Source organism: Legionella sp. PC1000, from assembly GCF_014109805.1.
GTDB classification, from domain to species: Bacteria; Pseudomonadota; Gammaproteobacteria; order Legionellales; family Legionellaceae; genus Legionella; species Legionella resiliens.
The window spans coordinates 2508659-2534089 of sequence record NZ_CP059400.1 but is presented as its reverse complement, the minus strand read 5'-3'; the positions used below and the strand labels follow the sequence as shown (position 1 = coordinate 2534089).

The following is a 25431-nucleotide window of genomic DNA, read 5'->3' as shown; positions in this document are numbered from 1 at the left end:
AAACCAATTTGACCTGTTTATAAATATAGACAATTTTTATGCTTTTGGTCAAAAAGTACATTAGGGATTTCCGTATAATAATCAATGCGCATACAGATGAAAACTATATAAAATGACAATCCTTTCATTAAAAAGAGCATAAAAATTTGTTCTTAAGGTTCAGATAACCCTTTAATTTATTGAAAAGAGGGAATAGTAGAAGGCTCTTCTTCTAGCTTAAATTCTTCTTTTTGAAGTTCTTTTTTGAAGTATTGGAAATCAGAGCCGTACTCTTTGCAAAGTTCTATTAATTTGTTACGTACGTCTTTTGGCATACTTTTGTCTTTCTGAGTCAAACTCTCAATCTGATGATATGTTGTTGCTTCAAAATATGTCGTCCACCCTTTTTGTTCTAGTTGAGCGGTTATTTTCTCTGCAAGAGTTTTCATGATTTCTTTTTCATTACCTTTATACCCAGACCCAGAGTCTTTTATACCGCCGTCATGTAACCTTATGCGATTTTTAGCACCATTATAAAGTTGAAAATCGGTCCTAATTCTTTCTATGTCATCTAATAGAACAGATTTTTGAGACTTGACTGTTCCTTTTTCACTCCCAGTATGAAAAACTGATTCCATTTTACCGTATGAACCATCTGCATCTTTGGTTCCTTCAGGGGTGGCTTGAGTTGTTTTTTCCTTTTCGCCTACTACTTTTTTGTACATTCGATTAGCTAAATTAGTGAAAACTTTTAATCTACTCATTTTAATCTCTTTTTTACGTTACTATTAATATTTGTAGACCATAGAAAATACTGAAGTGTTAATTAATTGGCTGTATTGCAATTTTTTGCGGAAAATTTACAAATTTTATTCATTAATATAAAAATAAATACTCTTCGACGCGCACTACATAAATGTAGCGGTTTTAGAAATCCAGAGGATATAAAATAATCCCTTAAAGTTCCTGATCGCGTTTTCTTATAGAAGATAATAATTTTAAGTAGTGAGAACTCTTCCTTGAGTCCATTATTTTTATCCAGTGGTTAAATTTTCCTGATGATTTACATCTTCTTGGGCCTCTGGTGTTTGCCTAAAAATATCCTGAGCATTAGGGTAATGCCCTCTCTTCTCCCCTCTAAAGAGCGCAGTGCCGACTCGACGTATCGATCTTTTCTTAACCTGAGGATCGTCATCTTTGGTGCCCTTGGCAAGTTTTGCGAAAAATCTATAGTTTTCTGCAAGGTCAACAGACGTTTTTTTCTTATGCTGAGGTTTTTTATCGGTTGGAGAAGCAGTTTTTGCTGCTTACCGGGTGATTCCTCATCAGTAGGTGGTTCTGCTTCAGCAGGTGTTTTAGGGGGGGATTTTGCGTCTCCTGATTTTTTAGTACTGTTATTTTTAATTACCATTGTCTCAGTTGAAAGGGACTCTTCATCCTTTTTGTCAGCACCTTTTTGGGGAAGAGGGGCGCTGGTTTCCTCTTCTGTAGGGTCCTTCTTTTTTTCTGATACATCAATCTCTTCCTCTTCGCTGTTTGAGGCCGGATCGTTTAGAGCTCTTATCTCATCCAAATGTGTTTGAAAATAATCATTAAAATTATTTGCTTCTGTGGCACCTAGGCTATCCAGAATTGTTGCAGGCAAAAACTCCAGTTGAATAAAATGAGTTCGGAATTCTTGATCATTAAAATTTAATGAAATGTCTATATTATCCACGGTAGTTACTCTTTTTACTCTGAAGAAACCAAAAGATAGGGCATGGATTATTTGTCTCCACCAACTTGCAGAATCCCAATCTTTTGCTAAAAGCGAGGCTTCAATATCCTGGGAAATTTGGGAAAAATAACTTTCTGAATATTCTTGATAACTTTTTATTGCTAACTTTTCAGCCATGCGATTGAGGCGAGGTTCTTTAGGATCTCGTTCTGAAATGGCAACAAATTATGTTCGCTTGTTCCAGAAAGTTTATTCCTTTGCGTTCATTGTTATGTAAGAGTTGATCAATTTCATTTAATTCGCGTTCAATGCCTAAATGTTTTGCCGGTAATTCTTTTTCAAGTTGTTTATAGAAATCATCAATATTATGATTCAAAGAAGGGAGTAATCTCTTGAATTGTTCTATGGTAAGCCTTTTTCCTTCCTTGTAACGCGTTAGCTCGTCAATAAGTATGGACAAGTTGGTAATGGCACGATTTGGTTTTTCAAAATGAGCGAGAACAGTTCTATTTTTCTCATTGGATTCTTGGGGCATTTCACCCAGTTGAGTTACGATGAGGAATTCTTTGAGCGCTTTGCCCATCTGATAGGACATCAGTTGCTCTACGTCGATTTGAGTAGTATATGCTATAGGTATGTAATCCTCACACTCTTCATTAAGACAAGCAAGATATTGTGGTGGGGCATAGCGTGGACTACTTCGTAGTGTACTGGCAAGTGATTTTGGGGAGCGTACGAATGTTTTTCGGTCACTTACCAGCAATTTATGGTTATGCACCAAGAAATTACTTAATTTAATATCAGGATGATAGGCATTTGCTTCTTTGAGGTTGAGGCAAAAATCATTAATCTAATTGAAGTAATATTCTGTTACGTCTGCATTTTTTGTTGGGGCTGACCTTTTAGTCCTTTTGCAATATCTAATAAGCTTCCCTGATTGGCAAATTGACTTGGCCAAACGTAGAATTTGGGCATGATCATCCAGATTCTTTTTTAGAATACTATCTTTTTCTGCCAACACACTAAGCCGGGCGCTGATGGCTAAAAATCGTTCTTTTATTTCATTAAAATTGGCACTTCTTAATAATACATCCCGCTCTTGCATTAATTGATAGATATTTTTTCCTTTTATCTCATCTTCTAATCCAGAGGGTATTAATAATGCTGGAGCTTGTGCTGCAACAGCTTTTGCAAACTGAATCCCTTTAAAAAAGAATGACCCATGAGGATTAATTCCATGAGACTCTAGATGAGCTCTCCAACTTTTTGGGCCGCTTGCCGCAAGCCATTTAAATTCTCCCTCAGATATGGGTATTGAATTAATAAAATAATTGATTTTCTGTAAGTAGAATAAACGCTGGACTACATCTTCCTCAGGTATTTTATTAAATTCATGTATTTGGCGTATTAGCCTCCGGTGCTTTGCGTTAATAGGTGTTACTGTTAATACCATGGGTACTACTCCAACGTCAAACAATAGGCATCGATATAATTAAAAAGTTGTCAATTATTCCCACCCCTGAGATTTCATTTCCTTTGATAAGCAGGGGATGCATAAGATTAGTGAGATTTTAAACACCACTCCCATCAGTAATTTTAAAGATTGAGTAAAATTACAACATAGACCCATTTGTCTTTCAAGAAGTGCATTTGAATAAAAAGTGAATAATTGCAGCGTTCAAATCGTTTTATTTTTTTTAGCAAAGATCATGAACTCGTTTTCATTTGGGAAGACAGTTTTGGATGAAGTAATTACTAAGAAAACTACTATCTTAAGTGGTCTATTTTATGATTTAATATTTACTATTTCCAGCGTAAGAAAGGTTTATCATGACTTTTGTAGTAACAGAAAGTTGTATTAAGTGTAAGTACACTGATTGTGTTGAAGTATGCCCTGTTGATTGTTTTTATGAAGGCCCGAATTTTCTGGTGATTCACCCAGAGGAATGCATCGATTGTGCATTGTGCGAGCCGGAATGTCCTGTTAATGCAATTGTTTCTGAAGATGATTTAACTTCTGAGCAGCAACAATTTAAAGAATTAAATGCTGAGCTTGCTAAAAAATGGCCTAATATAACTGCAAAAAAAGATGCTCCGCCTGATGCCAAAGATTGGGAAGAGGTTAAGGATAAACTTCAATATTTGCAAGAAGAGTGGTAGAAATTACTTCGCTCGCTGAAACCTGTCAGCGAATTTTTGCTGAGAAAGGGCGGCTTTCTACTGCTATCCCCGGATTTATGGCACGTAAGCCACAGTCCGATTTGGCCGAGGCTATTGCTGCAGCAATCGAAGAAAAATCAATTTTAATTGCCGAAGCAGGTACAGGGACAGGGAAGACTTTTGCTTATTTACTTCCCTGTTTGTTAAGTGGAAAAAAAGCGCTGATTTCTACAGCAACCAAAACATTACAAGATCAGCTTTATCAAAAAGACTTACCTACTTTAGTCAGGGCCTTGGGATTATCTGCCCGCATACAAAATCTTAAAGGAAGATCCAACTATATTTGTCAATATCGTGTTGCATTACATTCTGAAGAAGGACAATTCCAAAGCCCGCAATGTGCTCATGAAGTAGCTCATGTACGCAGTAAATTGTCACAAATGAAAAACGGTGATCGATCGGAGTTACCTGAACTGAATGAAGACTCTCCAGTTTGGCATTATGTAACCTCAACAGTAGATAATTGCTTAGGTATTGAATGTCCTGATCATGAAACATGCTTTCTACTCAAGGCACGCAAACGTGCTTTAGATGCTGATGTAGTCGTCATTAACCATCATCTATTTTTTGCTGATTCACGCTTGAAAGAAGAAGGGTTTGGTGAGTTATTACCTGGTGTTGAGGTGGTTATTTTTGATGAGGCTCATCAACTTGCTGAAACAGCAACCCATTTTAATGGTGAACGAATTGGAACACGTCAGTTTCGTGATTTATTGGATGATCTTATTAAAGAATGGCCCGCTGTAGACCTTGCTAATCAACCTTTAAAAGCTTTAAGCCATAAGGCAGACACGTTGATGGATGAGCTAGTAAGTAGTTTAGCGGAAGTTGATGACCGATTTAGTTGGGAGGAAATAAAGCATAACAAATCCTTTATGCGTGTTTGGGTTGATTGGTTGACATTAAAAGACGAAGTCATGGGGTGCTTCAGCGAATTATCGCTCGCTGAATTTCCTGGACTTGCGCGCTGCAAAGAACGATTAATGGAGTTTGCCAGAGTTTTATTGTTTTTTACTCAAGAAAATAATCAAAAAATACGTTGGCTAGAGCGCTTTAAACATACTTTAGTTTTTCATGTTACTCCGTATGATGTTGCTGAAACGTTCAGTAGTTTACTCAAGCGCCAGCAGTGTACTTATATTTTTACTTCTGCAACCTTAACCATTGCAGATTCTTTTGACTGTTTCTGTAAGCCATTAGGATTGCATGAGGCAAAAACTTTATTATTGCCCAGTCCTTTTGATTATCGACAACAAGCCTTGCTGTATCTGCCTAGAGGTTTACCCGATCCCAAAGATTCTACTTATTATGAATTATTAGTATCTCGAGCTATTCCTTTAATTGAAGCTTTAGGGGGGCGTTGCTTTTTCCTATTTACTAGCCATAAAGCGTTAAAACAAGTTGCTCAAATGATGGGCAGTATTTTAAACTATCCATTATTGATTCAGGGAACTGAGGCCAAACCCATTTTGCTTGAGCGTTTTAGGCAACTAGGCAATGCTGTTTTATTGGGGACCGCAACATTTTGGGAGGGGGTGGATGTTAAAGGGGAGGCTCTTTCTTGTGTTATTATTGATAAATTGCCTTTTTCCAGCCCAGTTGACCCTGTAATTCGCGGTAGAATGGCTTATTTAAAAGAAAAAGGTTTATCGGGTTTTGATGAGTTATCTTTACCTGGGGCAGTGATCTCTTTGAAGCAAGGAGTAGGGCGTTTAATTCGGGATAATACGGATAAAGGGGTTTTAATGATTGCCGATCCCCGTCTAACCAGTCGAGATTATGGTGGACGTATCCTGGCAAGCTTGCCTCAGTTACCGAAAACTCGTGATGAACACAGAGTGCTTCAATTTATCAGAGAATTAGAGCTGGATTATGAAACTGTTAGCGATTGATACATCTACAGAAATAGCCAGTTTGGCTTTGCTTACTGGAGAAGAGTTACTTTGTGAGGAACAAAGTAATCAAAAAACACATGCTCAATTTATTTTACCTATGATCGATAAGCTGATGGTAAATGCTGGTTTACAAATGAGTCAACTGGATGCCATAGTATTTGGTCGTGGACCAGGTAGTTTTACCGGTTTGCGAATTGCGTGCAGTATTGCAAAAGGTCTTGCCTATGCCAATGACTTGTCTTTAATTCCGGTGAGCGGCCTTGTTGCTGTTGCTTGGTCAGTCCGCCAGCAGATGCAGAAGAATAACCTGCCTGTATTAGCTGTATTGGATGCGCGAATGCATGAGATGTATTGGGCCTATTTTGCTGAGCATCAATGGACAGCAGAGGAATACGTCACTCCAGTACATAAACTCAGCCTTCCTGAAAAGCAATCAGTAATTCTTGCAGGAGTAGGGATAGACTCATATTGGGATGATGTTACTCCAGAAGTTAAATCACAAATAAGTGATAAATTAACAGTATATCCTTCTGCAGCAGCTATGATTCAGTTTGCTCGGTTTTCTGCGCAAAAGCCTATCGTAGCTGCCCAAGCACAACCTGTATATGTACGAAATAAAGTGACTTAGGATTATAGGAGAATTTTGTGGATAAAAAACTATTGGAAATATTAGTATGCCCTTTATGTAAAGGGAAGTTATTGATAAAAAAACAAGAACTTATTTGTAAATTTGACCGATTGGCATTTCCTATTCAGGATGATATTCCTGTGATGTTGGAACATGAGGCTCGAGTGATTTCATTAGAGGAAAAGGATAAGCTGTAACAATCGTATTGCAGCCTGGGTAAAAGCAGCGAAACCCAGGAATTACCGCATCGCTATACCTTTACCCAAGTAACAGATTATGATCTTGTAATGTATTTTTTACGCCAATACAGTAAAAATGCAGGGATCATCATGATTGCAATTCCTATAGAGAAAACCAGACGGAAGTGCGCGGCGCTGCCAAAATTCATAAACTCAACAGGTGGGATGAAGCCTACAATTAAAGTCATAGTACATCCGAATAAGCCCAAAATACAGGTCATATAGTAGCCGGTTTTTTTCCCTGGTATAGCAAAAGGTCTCTTAAGATGCGCATATTTTCCTTTTAATTTCCAGGCTGCAATAAACATCAAAACATACATCATGATGTAGAGTTCTGTACTTAAAGCAGTAAATAACCAGTATATGGCATTAACGCTGGGAAACAAGAGAAAACCACTACACAAAAAAGTAACCAAAATTGCTTGCGTGATTAAAATTCGCGAAGCCACTCCATGTTTGTTCAACTGGCACATGGATTTTGGTAGGAAGTTATGGTTAGCAGCCATGAGCAAGCCTTTTGCAGGTGAGATAATCCAATTAATCATGCTGCCTAAACTTCCTAACAGGAGTAATGCAATAAGAAAAGGCAAGAGCCATTCCAGGTTATATGCTTGGAAAAAGTTATTAAAAGCTTGAAGTACGCCGTCAATTAGACTGATTTTCTCTTTTGGAAGAACAAAAGCAATAGCCAAAGAACCAAAAATCATTGTGGTTAAAATAAGCAGCACAGAAAAAAACATCGCACGAGGAAAATTGACTTGGGGGTTATGTACATTCCGAACATGTACTGCTGCGAGCTCCATCCCTAGGAACGAAGTCATTATTGCGGTGAGTGATACCCAGGATTGGCTGTCTTTCCAGTGTGGCAGTAAATGTGACAGGCTTAAATTAATTGCTATAGGGTTTCCTTTAATGACCCAAATCAGTGCAAGAATAATGATAAATCCCATAGGAAGTATCATTCCCAATATGGCGCAAAGACCTGCAAAATGTGCCGAGGCACGTAAACCCGATAAAGCGACTAGGGTTAAGGACCAGAATATAACCAGAATTACTGTAATTAAATAGTACTTATTTTGAGCGAGTTCGGGGTTGATTAAATAAGCTAACACTCCAGCAATAAAGGATAAAATAGTTGGATACCAGACCAAGGTATTGATCCATTGCAGCCAAATAGTAAAAAAGGCTAAATTTTCACCATATGCATGTTTGACCCAACTATAAATTCCACCTTCCTCGTCAGACCAGGTCGACGATAATTCTGCTGATACTAAAGCTACAGGAATTAAAAAAACAATTGCGGAAAAGATAAAGAAAAAAATTAATGAAGAGCCGAATAGAGCGGTTCCCGGTAAATTCCTAATGCTGTCAATTGCACCTGTAATTAATAAAACTAAGGCGAGTACGGATATTTTTTCAGAAGACCAATTGTTCATTAATTAAATAGACTTATTAAAAATGCCAGGCATTATATAGGAAGTTGGCGATGGACGTTACTGTTTATTTTATCACATAGTGTTAACTTTGTTACGTTTATGTAAAAAAATTACTAGGAAACACGAATATATATTCAGCTTACACACGGTAACCAATTTTTTCCCGCATTATTAGTGAACGATTTTGGGGGGCTTTGGATTAATTCCAGAGCTATTTGTCATGTAAATCAGATTGTTTTATTTGTTTCGGATTCGTAAAGAAAAATTTTCTTTTTTTCTCCTATGATTGAGGTAGAAAATCTTTTTTACGAACTTTAATACAATATCGAATTTGAGAAAAATTTCTATTCTTAATTGATAATCAGATTTACCTAGCTGATACAAAGTTATGTCTCTTTTTTTTCTTTATTAAAACCCCCTTTACAAACAGGAGATTGCAAAACAGTTTTGCTCTTATCTTCCCACTCGTCTGGAGTAAATAAATGCATGCTTAAGGCATGTAATCCAAGTTCAAATTCTTCTATGAGCAATTGATTTAACAATCGATGTCGCGCAACTCGCGATAAATCAATAAATCGTGACGAGACCACAGTGATTTTGAAATGTGTTTGCGCACCTTCAGGGACATGATGATTAGATGATTCATCTTCGACATTTAAAAATGTAGGAACTAATTCCTGATTTATCACTTCTTCAATACGATTTTTACGTGACATATTAAACTCTTATTCATTTAAAATTCATAATAAAAAAGCCGCCCTTGAAGCGGCTTTTAAGAAAGATATAATTATATTCTGCAGTTTGCAGGGACGTATCGGTTGTTCGCAGCATTATTTACGGCACAAACCCAGGTAATTGGGTCAGTTGGTGGAGTTCCAGCAACAAGGGCGGCTCCGTTAGCTTGTGGCGTTAAAGTAAGAACTACGTTTTGTGCAAGCGCTGTATAAGTAATTGTGATTACACCCGTAGCAGCAGTAACAACAACACTTTGCACATTAGGTGTAGGGTTTGCAAAACTCCAGCCCTGACTTAAGTCAGCGTTACCTGTTGTTGCATTTTCAGAGACAGTTGTTTTTGCTGAAGAAGCAACACTTAACCCTTCTGTAACGCGAGCTCTGACGACGTAATCCTGATATGCCGGGATAGCAATTGCGGCAAGAATACCAACTATTGCTACCACTATCATTAATTCAATTAAAGTAAAACCTTTTTCTTTCATTATCTGCTCCTAATAATTGGTACAACAATAAATAGACAAATAGAATGTCATTTATCAAAAAGTTACAACTCAAATTAGGCTAGAACAACGATACAACCTGCCATGGTAAGAAAAGGTCCTGAAGTCCATTTTCTTTCCCTTATATTATTGTAGCAGATGAATAGACGGGTTGCCTAACGTGTAAGGCGGACTAACTTGAATATTTAATCAGACAATTTTTTATTCTTTTCAAAAGGTCTGATTTCTTTTATCACAATGGAACTGTTTGAAGAAATTCCCGATGCTGTAACTGGGTGTAGCGCAGCGGAACCGGGGATTCTGGATATGATAAAAACCTCTTAATCCTGGGTTCTGCTGCGCTGCACCTAAGTTACAGTTGTGATAGTACTTTAGGAACAAGTTGATTTTTTAAACGAACATAATCAGGCAATCCATTCACATAGTCAGGGTAAGCTTCGCCTTGAATCAAGGGTAATAAATACTGCTTACAGGCAGCAGTAATGCCCATTCCATCCGCAGCAATGTATTCCTTAGGCATGGCTTTTTCCTGATTGGCAACATCGGCTAATGGGACATGTCCAATAGACCATTGATAAGGTTCATCTTGTTCGCGAATGATAATAGGCATGATGGCATTATGACCTTTCATCGCATATTCTACGGCAGCCTTACCCAAAGCATAAGCTTGATCCAAATCTACTCTTGAGGCGATATGACGAGCGGCGCGTTGTAAATAATCTGCGACTGCCCAATGGTATTTATAATTCAGTTCCGTTTTGATTAACTGTGCAATAATTGGCGCAACACCACCTAATTGGGCATGGCCAAATGCATCACGAATCCCTGCTTCACTTAAAAATTTACCTTCTGTAGTGCGAATACCCTCTGAAACTACGACAACACAATAACCATAAGTTTTAACACATTCATCAACTTTACTCAGAAACTTTGTTTGTTGAAAAGGAACTTCGGGTAATAAAATAATATGTGGTGGCTCATCCGCTTGTTGACTGGCTAAGCCGCTTGCTGCTGCAATCCACCCTGCATGACGTCCCATTACCTCAAGGATAAAGACTTTTGTCGATGATGCAGCCATAGAAGCAACATCAAAACCTGCTTCTTTGGTGGAAATAGCTATATATTTAGCCACGGAACCGAATCCTGGGCAGGCATCTGTAAAAGGCAGATCATTATCGACTGTCTTGGGTATTCCAATACACGTAATTGGGTAACCCATTTTAGCCCCTAATTGCGATATTTTATGTGCTGTATCCTGAGAATCCCCACCGCCATTATAGAAAAAATAACCTATATTATGTGCTTTAAACACCTCAATCAGACGCTCATATTCATCACCATCATTTTTGAGTTTGTAGCGGCATGAACCAAAGGCACCAGAAGGGGTTTGTAGTAATTTGGCAATATCTGCATCACTTTCAAGCGATGTATCAATAAGTTCTTCATTTAAAGCGCCGATAATTCCATTTTTGGCTGCATATACTTTGCCAATATATTGCGGATATAACTTAGCGGTTTGAATCACAGCACACGCTGAAGCATTAATTACAGCCGTTACGCCGCCTGATTGAGCATATATTGCATTTTTTATAGTCATTCTTTCTCCTAGTTAGGTTACTGCTCATCTTTATCATTTTTGTGGAAGTTGCAAGAATAGGAATAGGGACTGTCTATTTCTACCTTGGATAAACTGTCCTGATTTCTTGCATTCCGATGCTCACATACTGCAAGGATGCTGCGCTTTGGTACTGGAAAATCAGGCCATTTTGGCTCAAGCTAACGAAATGCAAACAGTCCTAGTTAACTCTGATTTTCTGATTTTCGTACTCATTAATTACTGCATCAATACTTTGAATTAACTCTGCAAAAGGGGTGGCTAATTCTTCAATTGAAGCAGCATGTACCGCCAGTTTTTCTACATGAACTACTTTTTTCTGTAACGTGGGTACTCCGGAAAAACAGCATGCCCCGTGAAGTTTATGTGCTGCTTCTCCTAATTTTTTAATGTTTTTATCATGCATTAACTGGATGAATTCTTCACGATTTTTATGGAGCTCTTCAACAAATCGTGCAAGGAATTCTTCCGCAAGCACTTGATTTCCTGATACTTTTTGTACACATAATTGCCAGTCGATTGCCGCATGTTTTGATTTATCTGCAATACGAAGAATTTGTGTAAGTAATTGTTTTTCATCTATAGGCTTTTGTAAGCAATAGTCAACACCTGCTTTTTTCAGATCAATACTATTTACATCACTGCCATTCGCGCTAATCAAAACTATAGGGGTATGACGGTTAAGTTGCGATTTTTGACGAATGAGTCGAGCTGCTTCTAAACCATTTATTTTCGGCATTTGTAAGTCAAGTAAAATCAAGTCATATTTTTTGTCATTGCATGCAGATACAGCCATCTCACCATCATCAACTGAAGTCATGTTTGCGTGGGTGCCTAATAAAGAGTTCAAAAGCATTTTATTAACGGGGTTGTCTTCGGCAATAAGCAAATCTGGATGCATAAAACGTAATTGTTCCCTTAAGCTATCCAATTCATGATTGACTGGCTTTTCAATATTTTCTAGGCTAGTAAGTGATTCAATAACGTCTTGGAGTTTCTGAATACTAATTGGTTTATATAAAAAGCCTTGACCACCAAGCGCGGTGTAATCATTAATAAGCCATTTGGAAATCAATACATAAGGAAAGTAATTATGCTCTGAGATAATTTTAGCGATTTTTTGCTCGTAGCCTTTATTAATATTGAGAAAAGCAATTTTACAGTCTTTATTATTCTCCAGGGCTTTTTCAAGGTGGTTCAACGAATTTACAGGGACGCATTGTATTCCCCAATAGCCTAAGCCATTACACAGAGCTTCCAAGTGCAGGGAATTATCGTCAAAGCACAGCATTTTGTAATGGGCAAAGGGGTGTATTTGGTTTTTTTCTATTTCATAAGCAACCAGCTTTTCGACTTTGACATGGGCAGTAAAGCTAGAGCCTTTATTGAGTTCACTTGTAAATGTAATCCGACCATGCATTTCTTCACAGAGTTTTTTGCAAATAACTAAACCAAGGCCTGAACCGCCATAACGTCGCGTAATGCTTGTATCCGCTTGGTTAAATGCCGTAAACAATTTACTTTGATCTTCGGGAGAAATACCCAGACCGGTATCTGTAATTGTGATGCATAAAGTATAATCTCTATCTGTTTCCTGTTCTACTTTGGTGCGAACCAACACATAACCATGATCTGTAAATTTAACGGCGTTGGTTACCAAGTTGGTGATAAATTGTTTTATTCTGAAGGGATCTCCCAAAATAATTTTGGGTACATTAATGTCGGTTATGGGGATTAAATCAATTCCTTTTTTATGTGCATTCGGTGCCGCGAGTGTAAGGACTTCATCAATGCAATGACGAATATTTAATGGGATGCAATCCAGATGAAGTTTTCCAGCATCGATTTTGGAAAAATCGAGAATGTCGTTAATTATTCCTAATAAATCTTGTGCAGAAGTTTTTATCGTTTTTACATAATCCAATTGCAATGGATCAAGTTTGCTTTCCAGTAAAACATTAGTGAAACCAATTACTCCGTTCATTGGTGTGCGGATTTCATGACTCATATTGGCAATAAATTCTGATTTTTGCCGACTTTTTTCTTCTATTTTTTTCTTCTCGAGTGATAGTTCGATATTTTTTTCTTCTAACAGCTCAAGACTTTGCTGCAAATCTTCGGTGGCTACTTCAATATGTTGATTTAAATCACGAACTGTCTCGAGGTATTTTTTTTGTAAATGGGCACAACCTTGCTCAATAGTACCTAGTTCACCGGGACTGGTTGTTTTTATTTCCGTTTCGAATTCATTTCGCAAAATTTGTTTCATACTTCTACGTAAACGAGAAATAGGTAAATAAATCTTCTTGGACAGAAAATAGTGAATGGTTAATCCCATAAGCAAGCCAAATAGGGTAATAAAAATCGTTACTATGAGCATTTGATAGCGCTTTATAATCATCGAGCGCGTATCAATATCAATGGATAACCAACCTAAAATATCATCTGCACGAGTAGCCATAGGACTCAGTAGGTTCTGGAAGGATGAATTGGAGTAAAGATTAAATTTAGGAATGGTAACTGGTGCGATGAAATTAATAGTGAAAGGATTAATTTGCTTACTTTCAATGTAATCCCCTGTAAATTTAGGTGGATTAAATGGCTTATTCAGCGAGTGTTTCCCACCACGATAGGCTAGCAATTGCCCATCACTACTGTAAAAGGCTAGAGCTATTACTTCCGGGTTAATTGTAGAAGCATTAATTAAACCTTGCAAAGTACGATCATCGCGTCGGAGCATGGCGTATTGAGCGGCAGGAAGCAATTGACGGATATAAGCTTCTCCCAAACGCGACATATGTTGTTTTAAGTCATTACCAAATAGTCCATTATAAAAAATAGCGAGAAGCAGGGCGACTAAAAAGGCTGGGATTAGGGTAGTAATTCTCAGTTGATACTTAATACCAATGCTTTTCAAAATAACTCACCAAGTAGTTCGGGTAATACTTTTATTTTAGCCTGTGTGCAGCGCTGTGTAACCTGGTATGATTTGTACAATAAACATCTCCGGAAACTCTATTCCAGTCGAGAATTGCTTCGTCGCTCCAGTACTTGAATCCTCATATCCCTGGGCATTCTCTCTGGTTCTACGCTCCGGACCTCCTCGCACTTCGCTTTCTGTAGCGAGTATCTGAAGAAGTCTAAATATTCAAATGTCTTGCTTCACCCTGGCTGCAAAGTCAGTTATTATAGCCCGATTATTTTATTCCTTACAATGTGGAAGAGATTATGACAGTTAGAACCCGATTTGCACCAAGCCCAACTGGTTTTTTACATGTGGGTGGAGTGAGAACTGCTTTATTTTCATGGCTTTATGCAAAACGCCATCATGGCGAATTTATATTACGCATAGAGGACACTGATCAGGAACGTTCCACCAAAGAATCGGTACGAGCTATTCTGGATGGCATGGCGTGGCTAGGCATGGATTATGACGAAGGTCCATTTTATCAAACCGAGCGTTACGAGCGATACAAGCAAGTGGCACAGCAATTTTTAGATGAGGGTAAGGCTTATCGGTGTGAATGCAGTAAAGGACGTCTGGAGTCTTTGCGCGCAGAACAATTAGCTGCTAAAGAAAAACCTCGGTATGACGGTTACTGCCGAGATAAAAATCTGCCTTTATCCGATAAACCTTTTGTAATTCGTTTTAAGAATCCTGAACAAGGAACTGTAACATTTCACGATGAAGTATATGGAGAAATTCATGTGGCAAATAGCGAGCTGGATGATTTGATTCTAGTACGCTCCGATGGTCATCCAACCTATAATTTTGCTGTGGTTATCGATGATATAGATATGAAAATCACGCATGTAATTCGCGGTGATGATCACATTAATAATACACCAAGACAAATTAATCTGTTTCAGGCACTTAAGGCTTCCATTCCCGTATTTGCTCATCTACCTATGATCTTAGGAGAAGATGGTAAGCGTTTGTCAAAAAGACACGGTGCAGTGAGTGTGTTGCAATTTAAAGAGTTGGGCGTTCTACCGCACGCTTTGTTGAACTATTTGGTACGCTTAGGCTGGTCTTATGGCGATCAAGAGATCTTTAGCATCAATGAGATGATTGAATACTTTGATTTAAGGAATGTAAGTCGGGGAGTTTCGAGTTTTAACTATGAGAAATTGTATTGGTTAAATCAACATTATCAAAAAAATGATCCAGTCGAGGCGGTGGCTGAAGCCTTGCGTTGGCACTTTGAAGAAGCTGGCATTGATCTCTCCAAAGGACCTAAGTTAACTGATTTAGTTGCCATTCAAGCGGAGCGATGTAAAACTTTGACTGAAATGTGTCAAATGAGTCTGTACTTTTTTACTGATTCGATTGAGTACGATGAAGCTGCGGTAAAAAAACATTTGCGTCCCGTTATTTTAGAGCCATTGACCGCGCTTTATGAACGTTTGCAAACGGTAAAATCCTGGGAAAAAGATCATTTACAAGAATGCATTAATGATATCAGTGCGCAATTTGATATTAATATGGGAAAAATAGCACAACCGTTACGAGTTGCAGTAACAGGTTCTGGGATGTCGCCGTCTATCGATATGACATTGACTTTATTGGGAAGGGAAAGGGTGTTAACTCGCCTTCAAAATGCCTTGGAACAATTAAAAATCAGAGCCCAAGCAAGTAATTGATGAATACCCTCAAGACTGTAGGTGATGCATGTGTCGCCTGCAGACTCTATAAGTCCGAAATGTATCATGTACTGTTGGACCGACAAAAATTTTTATGAAATGAAGGATGATACATTATGAAATTAAAATCACGATTCTTGGGATTTGCCTTAAGTGCTTTTTTGGCGTCACCCATACTTTATGCCGGTTTTGATACTTCTTCCGAACTCACGAATCAATTGCAAAAAGAGATTGATTCCTATTATAAAAAGTACAGTAAAAAAGAAAAATTTACTGCGATTGCTGCTTCTGTCTTGATTCCTCAGAATCAAGGAAATTATAAAAAAGAAATCAAAACGGTTGTGCACGGCACTATGGGTTATCCTCCTTTATCCCAACTTATTACCTCTAATAATTTGTTTGACATTGGCAGTATTACCAAATCTTTTACTGCATTAATTCTTTTGCAATTACAGACCGAAGATAAATTGACACTAGATGATCGTTTGGGTAAATGGTTGCCACAATATCCCAATTGGAAAAATATTACTTTAAGACAATTATTAAATATGACAAGTGGTATACCGAATTATTCTGAAGATGATGAGTTTTCCAAAGAAATGGAGTCAAATTTAGATAAAGTTTGGACTGATGAGGAGCTGCTTAAATACGCTCACCCTGAAAAGCCACTCAAAAAGAAAAAAGGGAATCTTTTTGAATACTCTAATTCCAATTATATTCTTGCTGCTTTGGTAATAGAAAAAGTGACCAATGATACTTTTGCAAATCAATTAAAATTGCGAATAATTAATTCAAAAAATGGATTGAATAATTCATTTTATCTTGCCGGACCCGATGGTCAATCAGTAGGAAAAGCGATCGAAAATCGCAGGGTACATGGATATTTATATGATGAGAAAAAAAATAAATTAATTGATACACTCACCAATGACTTATCCTGGGGCGCTGCTGCTGGTGCAATTGTAGCTACACCCGAAGATGTAGTACATTGGGTGCAATTGCTCTATCGCGGAACTTTAATTAAACCCATTTTTAGGGAGCAAATTTTAGCTGAATTAGAATCTGTTGTATCTATGAAAACAGGGCAGCCGATTCCTAAAGTGACTGAAGATGATCCTTATGGATTTGGATTGGGTGTAGGGTATCTTTATGATAACGATCTTAAACAAAGTTTTTGGGTATACAAAGGAAGCACCTTAGGCTTCCGTGTGATGTATTTTTGGCAACCTTGCAATAATGTTACTACAGTGGTTGCTTTAAATAGCAAAGGAGGGGAAGGAAATCCGGATTCTAAATTAGGCGATGAGATCATGGAAGCAAACCGAAATTTATACAAAGTCATTTTGAAAAATTATCCTGAGTTACAGTGTATCTCGTGAGTTTTACCCTTTGCTCTTCTCCCATTTCGTATGGGGGAAGCAAGTGAAACTTTAAAATGCCCTGAGTGTGCTAAATTCAATCAGATTGTGGCATGAATACTTAAATGCTATGATTCGTCATCCGGTATTTTTAAAAGTTTATATATGCCAAGTACTCCCCCTCCAAAATATCTGATAATTAATAAAAAAACGGATCATTTTTTTATTTCAATTAATAAGCAAGGGCCACATTCTTTTCTAATGCTTGGAATTTACGACCAAAATAAAGTTCGAAATTTGTTGTGCCGTGTAGGCAAGTTTGGCGAGGGTGTTGAAAATCCCAACTTTCTTTTCAACTTGAAGTTCGTTTGTAATTCTCTGTTTTTTGTTAATGGTGCCTATCTAGAAGATGAGAGGATTAGTCGTGATAATAAAGATGAACGTTCTATCACTTATCAAGCCTATGATATTACTTATGAGCAATATTTGGAATTTGTGGGGATATTAGAATCATTGCAAGAATCGGATAATACATTTACATGTTATAAGCCTTGTATCAAAAAAGATCCTGATTTAACGAACATTGATGAGGTCAGATTCATACTTAGCAATAGAAAAAAATTACCATCAGTTAATGCAGATAAGATAAAAGCACATCTAAGTGAATTGAATATTAGTAATACGTGCAGACATTCAGCAATAGAACTTGTTGAAGCAATTCAGCATGCTCCTGTCCCTTCTTCGGTTTCTTCTTCTTTTTTGGTAAATCTACCGTATGAAACGGTATTGGAATATGGCAGCCCGAGTGAGAGCATTCCGTTTTATGTGCTTCCACCTCCACCAGCAGCTTTTCATGAATCGGATAAGTTGAAAGAAAAGATAATTATCAAGTTATATTCGCGAATGGAAAATATGCTACTTCTTCAGCCTAATTCTCAGGATACTCAGAATAAATTTTTGAAATTGAAAGAATTGTATTTGAATATTGTTGGGCCAGAGAAGGATTTAACTCTCGATGAATTACTAAGAAGCATCCACACCTGGAAAGAGGATAAGGATAATAAGAAAGTATTAAACGTTTTAAGAAAAGAATATTTCTGGGACTCGCTCTCTTTCATTAAAAGACAATCGGCTACTATGAGTTTACTTGCAGAAGTGGAAGATGATCTTGCGACGGAAATCACGAATAGAAAACTAAGCTAGATAAGCTAATTTTAGTAGTGTTCAAGTGTGTACAAAAAGCATATTATAAGTAGTTTTCTGAGTTTTTCTAAATATACCTTAACTATGAATCTAGGGAGTGAATATGAAGCTTTATTACACCAAATCAGCGTGTTCATTAGCTGTACGTATTGTTCTTAATGAGTTAGGGCTTGATTTTCAAGATGAAGAAGTCGATTTGAAAGCAAAAAAAACCCGTTCAGACGAAAATTATTTATCGATTAATCCTAAAGGGGCAGTCCCAGCGCTTCAGCTTGATAATGGGGATGTCCTGACCGAAAATCAGGTTATTTTGCAATATTTAGCAGATATCACGCCAGGTCAAAAGCTTTTGCCGCCAGTAGGTGAGTTAAGAAGGTACCATACTCTGGAATGGCTCAATTACGTTGCCACTGAATTACATAAAACAGTAAGCATGTTTTTCAATCCTAATCTTAATGAGGAAACAAAAAGCATTTTTATATCGGTAATTAGTGCTCGATTGAATTATGTTAATGAGCATCTTGCGAATAGACCCTATTTGATGGGTAAGGACTTTAGTCTGCCCGATGCGTATTTGTTTGTCATATTAAGATGGACCTATTATTTTAAAATGGATCTTTCAGCCTATAAACATTTAGAACAATTTATGAATCTTGCTGCAGAGCGTCCGGCTATTGTGACATCGTTGCAGCAAGAAAAATTATAATAAGCACTTATTTCCTTTATTAAAAACGTTCGTATTTAATACATACACATGCATTTTAAATTCGAGCGTTCCCAGAATTTTTTGCTCCGGGATGAGGTAATTACAACTGTAATTATTTGGGAGGCAAATTATGCCTATAAAAGCAACTTTTCAAGGTGGAATAGATCTTAATTTTTCTCCACAACGTGAATTTGAATCAATTGAGGGCGTAGATCCGGAGAAGCAGGCCCCCATTATTGCTCGCAATGCAGTACGGCTTTTAATGATGGGATGGACTGAACAATGGACTGAGTTTTTAACTGCTAAAGTAGCCAATGCAATCTTTGTACAACGTGATCATGAATTATTAAGAGAATTACGTTTCGCTTTTCAACAAGGTTTTTTAGATCTTTTTGAACAATTGAAAGAGAAAAAATTAACCGATGCGCAACAAGAACAAGTTAATCTTTACTTGAGTAACTGTTTGACGTTACTTCCTTACAGTGATTTAACTCCTTATGAATCCATCAAAATCCCTCAATGCATCGATGGACATTGGGAACAGGTCGAATATCAGGTGAAGCCCATTGAATTAACAGAAAGATCAGGATGGAAGCGCTATTTTATCCATGATAAAGATCGTGTTTTTGCTTATGGACTTGAGCCAATTTTTAATAAGAAAGCAGAGTCACATTTAATTTTTATGGGGACAACCTATCCTGCTGGACAAGGTTTTTTACCGCAAATTAATACTGATTCTAAGGGGTTTGCAACAGTAGGCGAGTCTCTTTATTTAATGGGACGAAAAAGAATTCATGAATGGTTAAGCACACAGAAGAATAAAATACATGTATGCGGAGTAAGCCTGGGCGGATCGTTAAGCTTATTACTCGCTATGGATAAAGGGAGGTATAAACTTTCACGTGTGGATGCATTAAATCCTGCTGGACTTCATGATGCTTGGTTTAAAAGAAAACATGATCATTGGGATGAATTGACTGAGAAACCAGAAGTTGTGGTGCAAAAACAAGGGAATGACCCCGTGTCGGCTTTTGGGATTTGGAAGGATGATTGGTATATTATTCAAGTAACCCCACCTAAAGAAAAACAAGGACCTAATAGTTTTTGTGATCATTTTTTAAATTATGCTGGTTTTGCAGAAACGATCTTTACTTACATTGAGGCTGAACTGGATAATGCCAAACGAAAAGCACGTAATTTTTGGCTCTATACCTTGGGTAGGAGCCTAATTTATAACCTTTTTTTACTGCCGTATACCTACGCAGTCCGGCCTTGCATGTATTTTCTTATAAAAAATTGGATGATTTCTGTACCCATATTGGAAATTTTTGTTGGTGCATGTATTGCATTTGTTGGTATCTTACCGGCAATTGCTTTTCTGAGCATTGGTGGGGGTTTATTTGCCAGTGCTCTTGTATTCTCTTACTGGTTTTCCGATAAAAAAAGGTCACAAACTTCTTCTGTCCAGGATGAACGTGCAGAAACAGAAGACCTTGCACAAATGCATAATCCTTTACTTTCTCGAAATCCAACTATGGATATTTATAATGATGATAATGCGGTACCTATTGATTTAACGTATCAACAAATACATACCTATTATCATGTAATGCGATGTCTTGTAAAAGAAAAACACTTTCTGCCGGATCCAGAAAAGAAATGCAAGCATGTTGATGCGACGCTTACAAAAAAAATACTGCTCGAAGAAAGCTCCGATTCCCAGAAGGCTAATTTTGTAATGCCTTTCAAAGTTACCCAAGCGAAAGCAGCCCATATACGGCACACTTTGACCTTAGTAGAGCAATTAGGAATTGAAAATACGAATCTAAAACCGAATTTGGAAAAATGCTATGCTGAATATTCTATGGGCAAGCACAGGTAGTTTTTTATCTTCAGGGTATATCAAAATAGATAAGTTTTGGGGTTGCTTGCAACTCTCTCTTGATCACATCTCTGCGTACCGTGGAACGTCCGCGAGGTCCAGGGTTTTTACGGTAGATTTTCTGAATCCCGCGGACTACCCCGTGAACAAGTCGTTGGGGTGGGTGGCCGCGGAGTAGAGTTAGGCTGGTTTTTAAAAACCATTAAAAACGAAAAATCAGATGGGCAGCGACTGAGTAGAGAAAAGGATAATATGCGTCTGCTGGATTAAGCTGCGATTCTCCATACCCGGCAGTAAAAGCTCCAGCAATTTCGCCCATTATTTGCTCTGTAAAATTATAATTTACTCCTACATTAAAAGTAGGTCCTGGACGCCAATTATCCACAACGATATCTTTACGATGCACACCTGCCACTCCCGCGCCGGAAAAAATTTTCATTTGGGAATGAGGAATAGGAACCATGAGTTTTCCTATCAAAGTTAGGACTTCAGTTTGAGATGTTAAAGTCTCTAAGCCATCATGATCGAAACTGAATAAACTTATAGAATCGAAATTCACATTTGCTTCAGGGAAGTGTGTGTAATTCATTTCAATTGCAAAGAAATGAGTAAATTCATATCCTGCCAAAACACCCCATACACTTCCACCTTCTTGAACCTTTATTGGTGTTGAAAGCATCAGAGCAACATTCTGATTTTCTTTAGTGGGAACTAAACCCTTCCAGGTAGTTGAGCCGAAACCACCAATTGCACCTATATAAAAAGGGTGCTGTGGTAGATTACTATCTGCCAAACAACACGATGTAGAAAGAAATAAGAATGAGAGTAAAAATAATTTTGATTTTTTATTATGCACAATAATACTCTACCAAGATTGCTTTAATCATTAGAATTTCTGTTGGGCCGAAGCCCAACTTAATCAAATTTTTTTGATTTTAATACTTTAATAAACTTATTGACAGGATTTCTGAGTGGAACTACATATTCTGCCGCGAGAATCCATCCCTCCAAGACGGTAACAATTCCAATTATCAAGACAATCTTGTTTTGTAGTGTAAGGTTGAGCCGCGCATGCTTTATCCAATGAACCATATACACTTACCATACGTGCATAAAGCATATTCATATCTTGGCACATACCAGCAGGTAAACCAGAAGAAGTACAATAGCACGTTGCAACTACCTTAAATGAGGCACAAAAATTTAAATCATTAGTAGGAACAGCATTCCCACAAGGGTTACCATATGAAAAAACAGAGAAACTAAGTAAACACATTAAACCTGTAAAAAATCCTCGTATCATTTTTAACATCCTCTATTCTATTTAGACCCGAAATTTTATCCAGGTTACTCTATCAGAAAATTAATCTTGCTGCAAAAGGCATTGGCATGAATATGTGATTTTAATTATGAGTAAACAATCCTTAATTATCAATTGGCTGTTTTGAGTTACGGAGACTATAGGAAAAGAGTTCTCCACAATTCTTATCCTGAAAGTAAAGGTTTTTAGTTAGTCCGAAGTTATTTAAAATTTCTTTATCTGCCTTAAAATAACTTAAAAGCCTTTAAATTCAATAGGGTGGATACTCTAGGGATATTCAAACTTAAGGATTAAAGCTTAGGTAGGAGTCGATCCAACCATTTGGGGAGATACCAGACCCAAGATTTAAAGAGAGCCATTGTGGCGGGTACTAAAAAGCTTCGTATTAAAAAGGCATCTACGAAAATAGCAACTGCAATGCCAAGGCCAAATGCTTTGACCATTAATACATCAGCGATCAAAAAAGCACAGCAAATCACAATGACAATCAATGCGGCACTCGTAATAATACGACTGCTTTTTTCAATACCAAAAATAATACTCTTGTTATTATCTTTGGTTAACTGATGTGCCTCTTTAATTCGAGTCAATAAAAATACCTCATAGTCCATTGAAAAACCAAAAAGAGCACAAAATATGATGACTAATAAACTAATATCGAGCATTCCTTGTGGCTGGAAATTAAGAACTTCAGAGAAATATCCTTCTTGAAATATAAAAACTAGAGCTCCATATGCGGCGCATAGGCTTAATAAAGTCATTACAATTGCTTTTAATGGCAAAAATAGAGATCTCAATAGGAGGAGGAGTATCAGATAAGAAAATACCATTATCCATAGGATGGCATAGGGTAAATAATGATAAATGCTATGAAGCACATCAATATTACTCGCAGCTACTCCAGTAACTTGTACTTTTAATCCCGAGTCTAATTTTATTTTCTGTAACTCATTAACAAGTTTCTTGGTCTCTTCGGAATCTACTGGATATTTGCTAATCACATTAATGACAGCCATACGCTTGGTGGTCGTTGTTTTAAGCAATTGTTTCACACTTGGGTCGAGAAGTTTTTTATCTAAATGATAAAGAGTGTAATATTGTCTCTTTTTTAGATCCGACTCACTGCTGATGATGCCATTGACTTCTTTGACTACCGGATTGCGCTTTAGTTTTTGGACCAAATTATATATTTTAGAAAGATTTTTACGCGACAAAATTGATGAAGACTGGGATTCGATAACCAGTATTATAGGATTTAATTGTTCAATCTGAAATTTCTTTGCATATGTATCATAGAATGCTCGATTCTCTGATTTTTCTGGAAAAATACGATAATCTGAGATACCAAACTTTGATACTAACAAAGGGTATCCCAGCACTATTAAAAAAATAAGAATGGGAAAGAAAAAGAGAGCGGGGTGACGAACTACTCGCTCTGCTAGCCAGCGCCACCAACTGGAGTGATTTTTGTTCCTAAACAGGCGTACTGAGAGCAAATTAATTTTTGATTTCAGGACGGCAAGAATTGCTGGTAAAAATATAGTTGATACTAGTACCGCGAAAAAAACAGCAGCTAAACCACCCACTGCTACTGAGAAAAGAATATTAACCGGAAATAAAAATAATGCGCTGAGGCTCACAAAAACTGCTAAACCACTAAAGAAAATTGCTTTACCTGCGGTTTCTTGAGTTGTTGCAATCGCTTCTTCAATATTTAATCCATTCTTTAATTCATCCCTAAATCGACTAATAAAAAATAATGAATAATCCAGGCAAAGGCACAGGCCGAGTAATAAGGCAATGTTGATGGTGAAAATAGAAAGAGTAAACAGATGGCCTAAAAAATAGAGGGTAGTTAGGATAATTATGGCGCATCCTCCCCCTAAAATAATGGGGAGTGTGGCTGCAATTACCGATCCAAATACAAGAATTAAAGTGATAATCGCTACTGGGGCTGCAATCATATCCGCTTTAAAAAGGTCGGTTTGTGTCTGTTTGTTCACATTTTGTACAAAAAGTGGCTCTCCGCCAATTTTCATTGTCATGCGCGAAGGTTTTTTTATTGATTCTTTAAGTTGTTTTAATAAGTCATCACTAAGCTGTTTATTGGTTTTGATGATCACCACTACATAAGCGGTATGTTTATCTTTGGAAATTTGATGTTTGTCGTCAGGGTAAATAATGTCGTGTTTAATTGGAAAATCTTTTAAATCGGATAATGATTTTTTAATTTTTTTCTTAAATTGATCCTGGGTCGCTAAAAGCTTATTGCTATGATACATAATAAGAAATTTATTTTTATCGTTATATCCCAATTTTTTATTCATATAATTTTCAGCCTGGGCACTTGATGAACTTTCATCAATAAATCCAGTTGTTTTAAAGGGATCAATAATGTGGGGTAGAAAAGGGATGCAGAGTAATATAGCAAGCAACCATAAGCCTATAATTGGCCAACGAAGCTTATTTATAAATCTTCCTAATCGATACGACAGTGCTTTTTTTTGCATTTTTATCGTCGGAACTCCAAATTCCAGGAACTCATAAAAATAATGACTCTTTAAATATATTAGTATAAATTAATCAGTATGTGTAAATTAATGAGTGAAAAGCTATTTGTGCATCAATATCAGGATTTAATAACGCTTTTTTATAATTGCTTCGGTGAAGAATTTAATACCAGACTGGTTAAGGGCAATAATGAGCCTATCTACATACCTGCTGGTGAACAGCATCCTTACAACGCTTTATATTTTGCCCACGGCTTTTTTAGCAGCGCGCTACATGAATGTTCCCATTGGCTCATTGCTGGGGAAGAGCGTAGAAAGCAAGTCGATTTTGGGTATTGGTATATGCCTGATGGACGCACCGTAGAACAACAGTCTTTGTTTCAACAAGTTGAAGTAAAACCGCAAGCAATAGAATGGATCCTTTCAAAGGCTGCTGGACATAAATTTTATATTAGTATCGACAACTTAAATGGTATGGAATCAGACACCCTTGCTTTTAAACAGGCGGTATATAAGCAGGTAGTACATTATTGTAACCATGGATTATCACAACGTGCCCAAAAATTTCGTGAGGCTTTATGTTCTTTTTATGGCAAACCAACTCTTTTAAGGATCGAGGATTTTTCTTTTGAAGAATTATAGGTTTTATGAACTTCTGAGTTGTTTATTAGTACGATCTCTGAGTACCGCGCATAAGGCGTGGTACGTAGGAAACTTTGGGGGAATCGGAACATACACGAATAATTAAACACAGGTTCCTCTGCGTTCAACCTTGGCTGCATTACTGTGATTGGAAGTTCGCATGGCACTCTTTCCTACGTACCGCGCTTTATGCACGGTA

General features: G+C 37.3%; 22 protein-coding genes. 10 read left to right on the top strand and 12 right to left on the bottom strand.

Features of this window, described 5'->3' with window-relative positions:
• Positions 1 to 176 precede the first annotated feature (176 nt).
• The 4 genes from FOLKNPGA_RS11155 to FOLKNPGA_RS18970 form a co-directional block, all read right to left on the bottom strand.
• Positions 177 to 743 carry a hypothetical protein gene (locus FOLKNPGA_RS11155; RefSeq protein ID WP_182349980.1) on the bottom strand — a complete coding sequence of 189 codons (567 nt, stop codon included), beginning with the start codon at positions 741 to 743 and terminating at the stop codon, positions 177 to 179.
• A 299-nt stretch (positions 744 to 1042) separates the two neighbouring features.
• Complete coding sequence (locus FOLKNPGA_RS18980; protein ID WP_255465961.1) at positions 1043 to 1873, bottom strand: hypothetical protein; 831 nt, start codon at positions 1871 to 1873, stop codon at positions 1043 to 1045.
• A 19-nt stretch (positions 1874 to 1892) separates the two neighbouring features.
• The gene (locus FOLKNPGA_RS18975; RefSeq protein ID WP_232891127.1) at positions 1893 to 2474 is read right to left on the bottom strand and encodes a hypothetical protein; all 582 of its coding nucleotides are present in this window, start codon (positions 2472 to 2474) and stop codon (positions 1893 to 1895) included.
• A gap of 72 nt (positions 2475 to 2546) precedes the next feature.
• Entirely contained in the window at positions 2547 to 3149 is a 603-nt protein-coding gene (locus FOLKNPGA_RS18970; protein WP_255465960.1) for a hypothetical protein, read from the bottom strand.
• A 377-nt stretch (positions 3150 to 3526) separates the two neighbouring features.
• Between FOLKNPGA_RS18970 and fdxA the strand changes: the two genes are divergently transcribed.
• The 4 genes from fdxA to FOLKNPGA_RS11130 are packed head-to-tail and all read left to right on the top strand — an operon-like array spanning position 3527 to position 6636.
• Entirely contained in the window at positions 3527 to 3856 is a 330-nt protein-coding gene (fdxA, locus tag FOLKNPGA_RS11145; RefSeq protein ID WP_182349979.1) for a ferredoxin FdxA, read from the top strand.
• On the top strand, positions 3850 to 5808 hold the full coding sequence (locus FOLKNPGA_RS11140) for an ATP-dependent DNA helicase (RefSeq protein WP_182349978.1): 1959 nt from the start codon (positions 3850 to 3852) through the stop codon (positions 5806 to 5808). The genes fdxA and FOLKNPGA_RS11140 overlap by 7 nt, the downstream gene beginning before the upstream one ends.
• Positions 5789 to 6439 carry a tRNA (adenosine(37)-N6)-threonylcarbamoyltransferase complex dimerization subunit type 1 TsaB gene (tsaB, locus tag FOLKNPGA_RS11135; protein WP_182349977.1) on the top strand — a complete coding sequence of 217 codons (651 nt, stop codon included), beginning with the start codon at positions 5789 to 5791 and terminating at the stop codon, positions 6437 to 6439. Before FOLKNPGA_RS11140 ends, tsaB begins: the two co-directional genes overlap by 20 nt.
• Positions 6440 to 6456: 17 nt before the next feature.
• Positions 6457 to 6636, top strand: coding sequence for a Trm112 family protein (locus tag FOLKNPGA_RS11130; protein ID WP_019231979.1), 180 nt, complete (start codon positions 6457 to 6459; stop codon positions 6634 to 6636).
• A 77-nt stretch (positions 6637 to 6713) separates the two neighbouring features.
• On the opposite strand, the gene FOLKNPGA_RS11125 is transcribed toward FOLKNPGA_RS11130, so the two are convergent.
• The 5 genes from FOLKNPGA_RS11125 to letS form a co-directional block, all read right to left on the bottom strand.
• Positions 6714 to 8114: an APC family permease gene (locus FOLKNPGA_RS11125; protein WP_182349976.1), complete on the bottom strand. Its 1401-nt coding sequence runs from the start codon at positions 8112 to 8114 to the stop codon at positions 6714 to 6716.
• A 386-nt stretch (positions 8115 to 8500) separates the two neighbouring features.
• The gene (locus FOLKNPGA_RS11120; protein ID WP_182349975.1) at positions 8501 to 8830 is read right to left on the bottom strand and encodes a BolA family transcriptional regulator; all 330 of its coding nucleotides are present in this window, start codon (positions 8828 to 8830) and stop codon (positions 8501 to 8503) included.
• 71 nt (positions 8831 to 8901) lie between these two features.
• Entirely contained in the window at positions 8902 to 9333 is a 432-nt protein-coding gene (locus tag FOLKNPGA_RS11115) for a pilin (RefSeq protein ID WP_220471037.1), read from the bottom strand.
• A gap of 370 nt (positions 9334 to 9703) precedes the next feature.
• Positions 9704 to 10948 (bottom strand): 6-phosphofructokinase, encoded by a 1245-nt coding sequence (locus tag FOLKNPGA_RS11110; protein WP_182349974.1) that lies wholly within the window; start codon positions 10946 to 10948, stop codon positions 9704 to 9706.
• Positions 10949 to 11147: 199 nt separating this feature from the next.
• A complete protein-coding gene (letS, locus tag FOLKNPGA_RS11105; RefSeq protein ID WP_182352839.1) occupies positions 11148 to 13886 on the bottom strand; it encodes a two-component system sensor histidine kinase LetS in 2739 nt (912 codons plus the stop codon).
• A gap of 308 nt (positions 13887 to 14194) precedes the next feature.
• On the opposite strand from letS, the gene gltX reads away from it, so the two are divergent.
• The 5 genes from gltX (at position 14195) to FOLKNPGA_RS11080 (ending at position 20759) form a co-directional block, all read left to right on the top strand.
• Positions 14195 to 15610 carry a glutamate--tRNA ligase gene (gene gltX / locus FOLKNPGA_RS11100; RefSeq protein ID WP_182349973.1) on the top strand — a complete coding sequence of 472 codons (1416 nt, stop codon included), beginning with the start codon at positions 14195 to 14197 and terminating at the stop codon, positions 15608 to 15610.
• 116 nt (positions 15611 to 15726) lie between these two features.
• Positions 15727 to 16989, top strand: coding sequence for a serine hydrolase (locus tag FOLKNPGA_RS11095; protein WP_182349972.1), 1263 nt, complete (start codon positions 15727 to 15729; stop codon positions 16987 to 16989).
• A gap of 240 nt (positions 16990 to 17229) precedes the next feature.
• Positions 17230 to 18171, top strand: a complete 942-nt coding sequence (locus FOLKNPGA_RS11090; RefSeq protein WP_370529165.1) for a hypothetical protein — start codon at positions 17230 to 17232, stop codon at positions 18169 to 18171.
• 103 nt (positions 18172 to 18274) lie between these two features.
• Positions 18275 to 18877 (top strand): glutathione transferase GstA, encoded by a 603-nt coding sequence (gene gstA / locus FOLKNPGA_RS11085; protein ID WP_182349970.1) that lies wholly within the window; start codon positions 18275 to 18277, stop codon positions 18875 to 18877.
• A 130-nt stretch (positions 18878 to 19007) separates the two neighbouring features.
• Positions 19008 to 20759: a hypothetical protein gene (locus FOLKNPGA_RS11080; protein ID WP_182349969.1), complete on the top strand. Its 1752-nt coding sequence runs from the start codon at positions 19008 to 19010 to the stop codon at positions 20757 to 20759.
• A gap of 202 nt (positions 20760 to 20961) precedes the next feature.
• Here FOLKNPGA_RS11080 and FOLKNPGA_RS11075 read toward each other — a convergent pair whose 3' ends face one another.
• From FOLKNPGA_RS11075 to FOLKNPGA_RS11065, 3 genes are all read right to left on the bottom strand, one after another.
• On the bottom strand, positions 20962 to 21615 hold the full coding sequence (locus FOLKNPGA_RS11075) for an outer membrane beta-barrel protein (protein ID WP_182349968.1): 654 nt from the start codon (positions 21613 to 21615) through the stop codon (positions 20962 to 20964).
• 96 nt (positions 21616 to 21711) lie between these two features.
• Positions 21712 to 22062, bottom strand: coding sequence for a hypothetical protein (locus FOLKNPGA_RS11070; RefSeq protein WP_182349967.1), 351 nt, complete (start codon positions 22060 to 22062; stop codon positions 21712 to 21714).
• A gap of 308 nt (positions 22063 to 22370) precedes the next feature.
• The gene (locus tag FOLKNPGA_RS11065) at positions 22371 to 24590 is read right to left on the bottom strand and encodes an MMPL family transporter (protein WP_182349966.1); all 2220 of its coding nucleotides are present in this window, start codon (positions 24588 to 24590) and stop codon (positions 22371 to 22373) included.
• Positions 24591 to 24698: 108 nt separating this feature from the next.
• Here FOLKNPGA_RS11065 and FOLKNPGA_RS11060 point away from each other — a divergent pair, with 108 nt between their 5' ends.
• Positions 24699 to 25232 carry an elongation factor P hydroxylase gene (locus FOLKNPGA_RS11060; RefSeq protein ID WP_304599240.1) on the top strand — a complete coding sequence of 178 codons (534 nt, stop codon included), beginning with the start codon at positions 24699 to 24701 and terminating at the stop codon, positions 25230 to 25232.
• Positions 25233 to 25431: the final 199 nt, after the last annotated feature.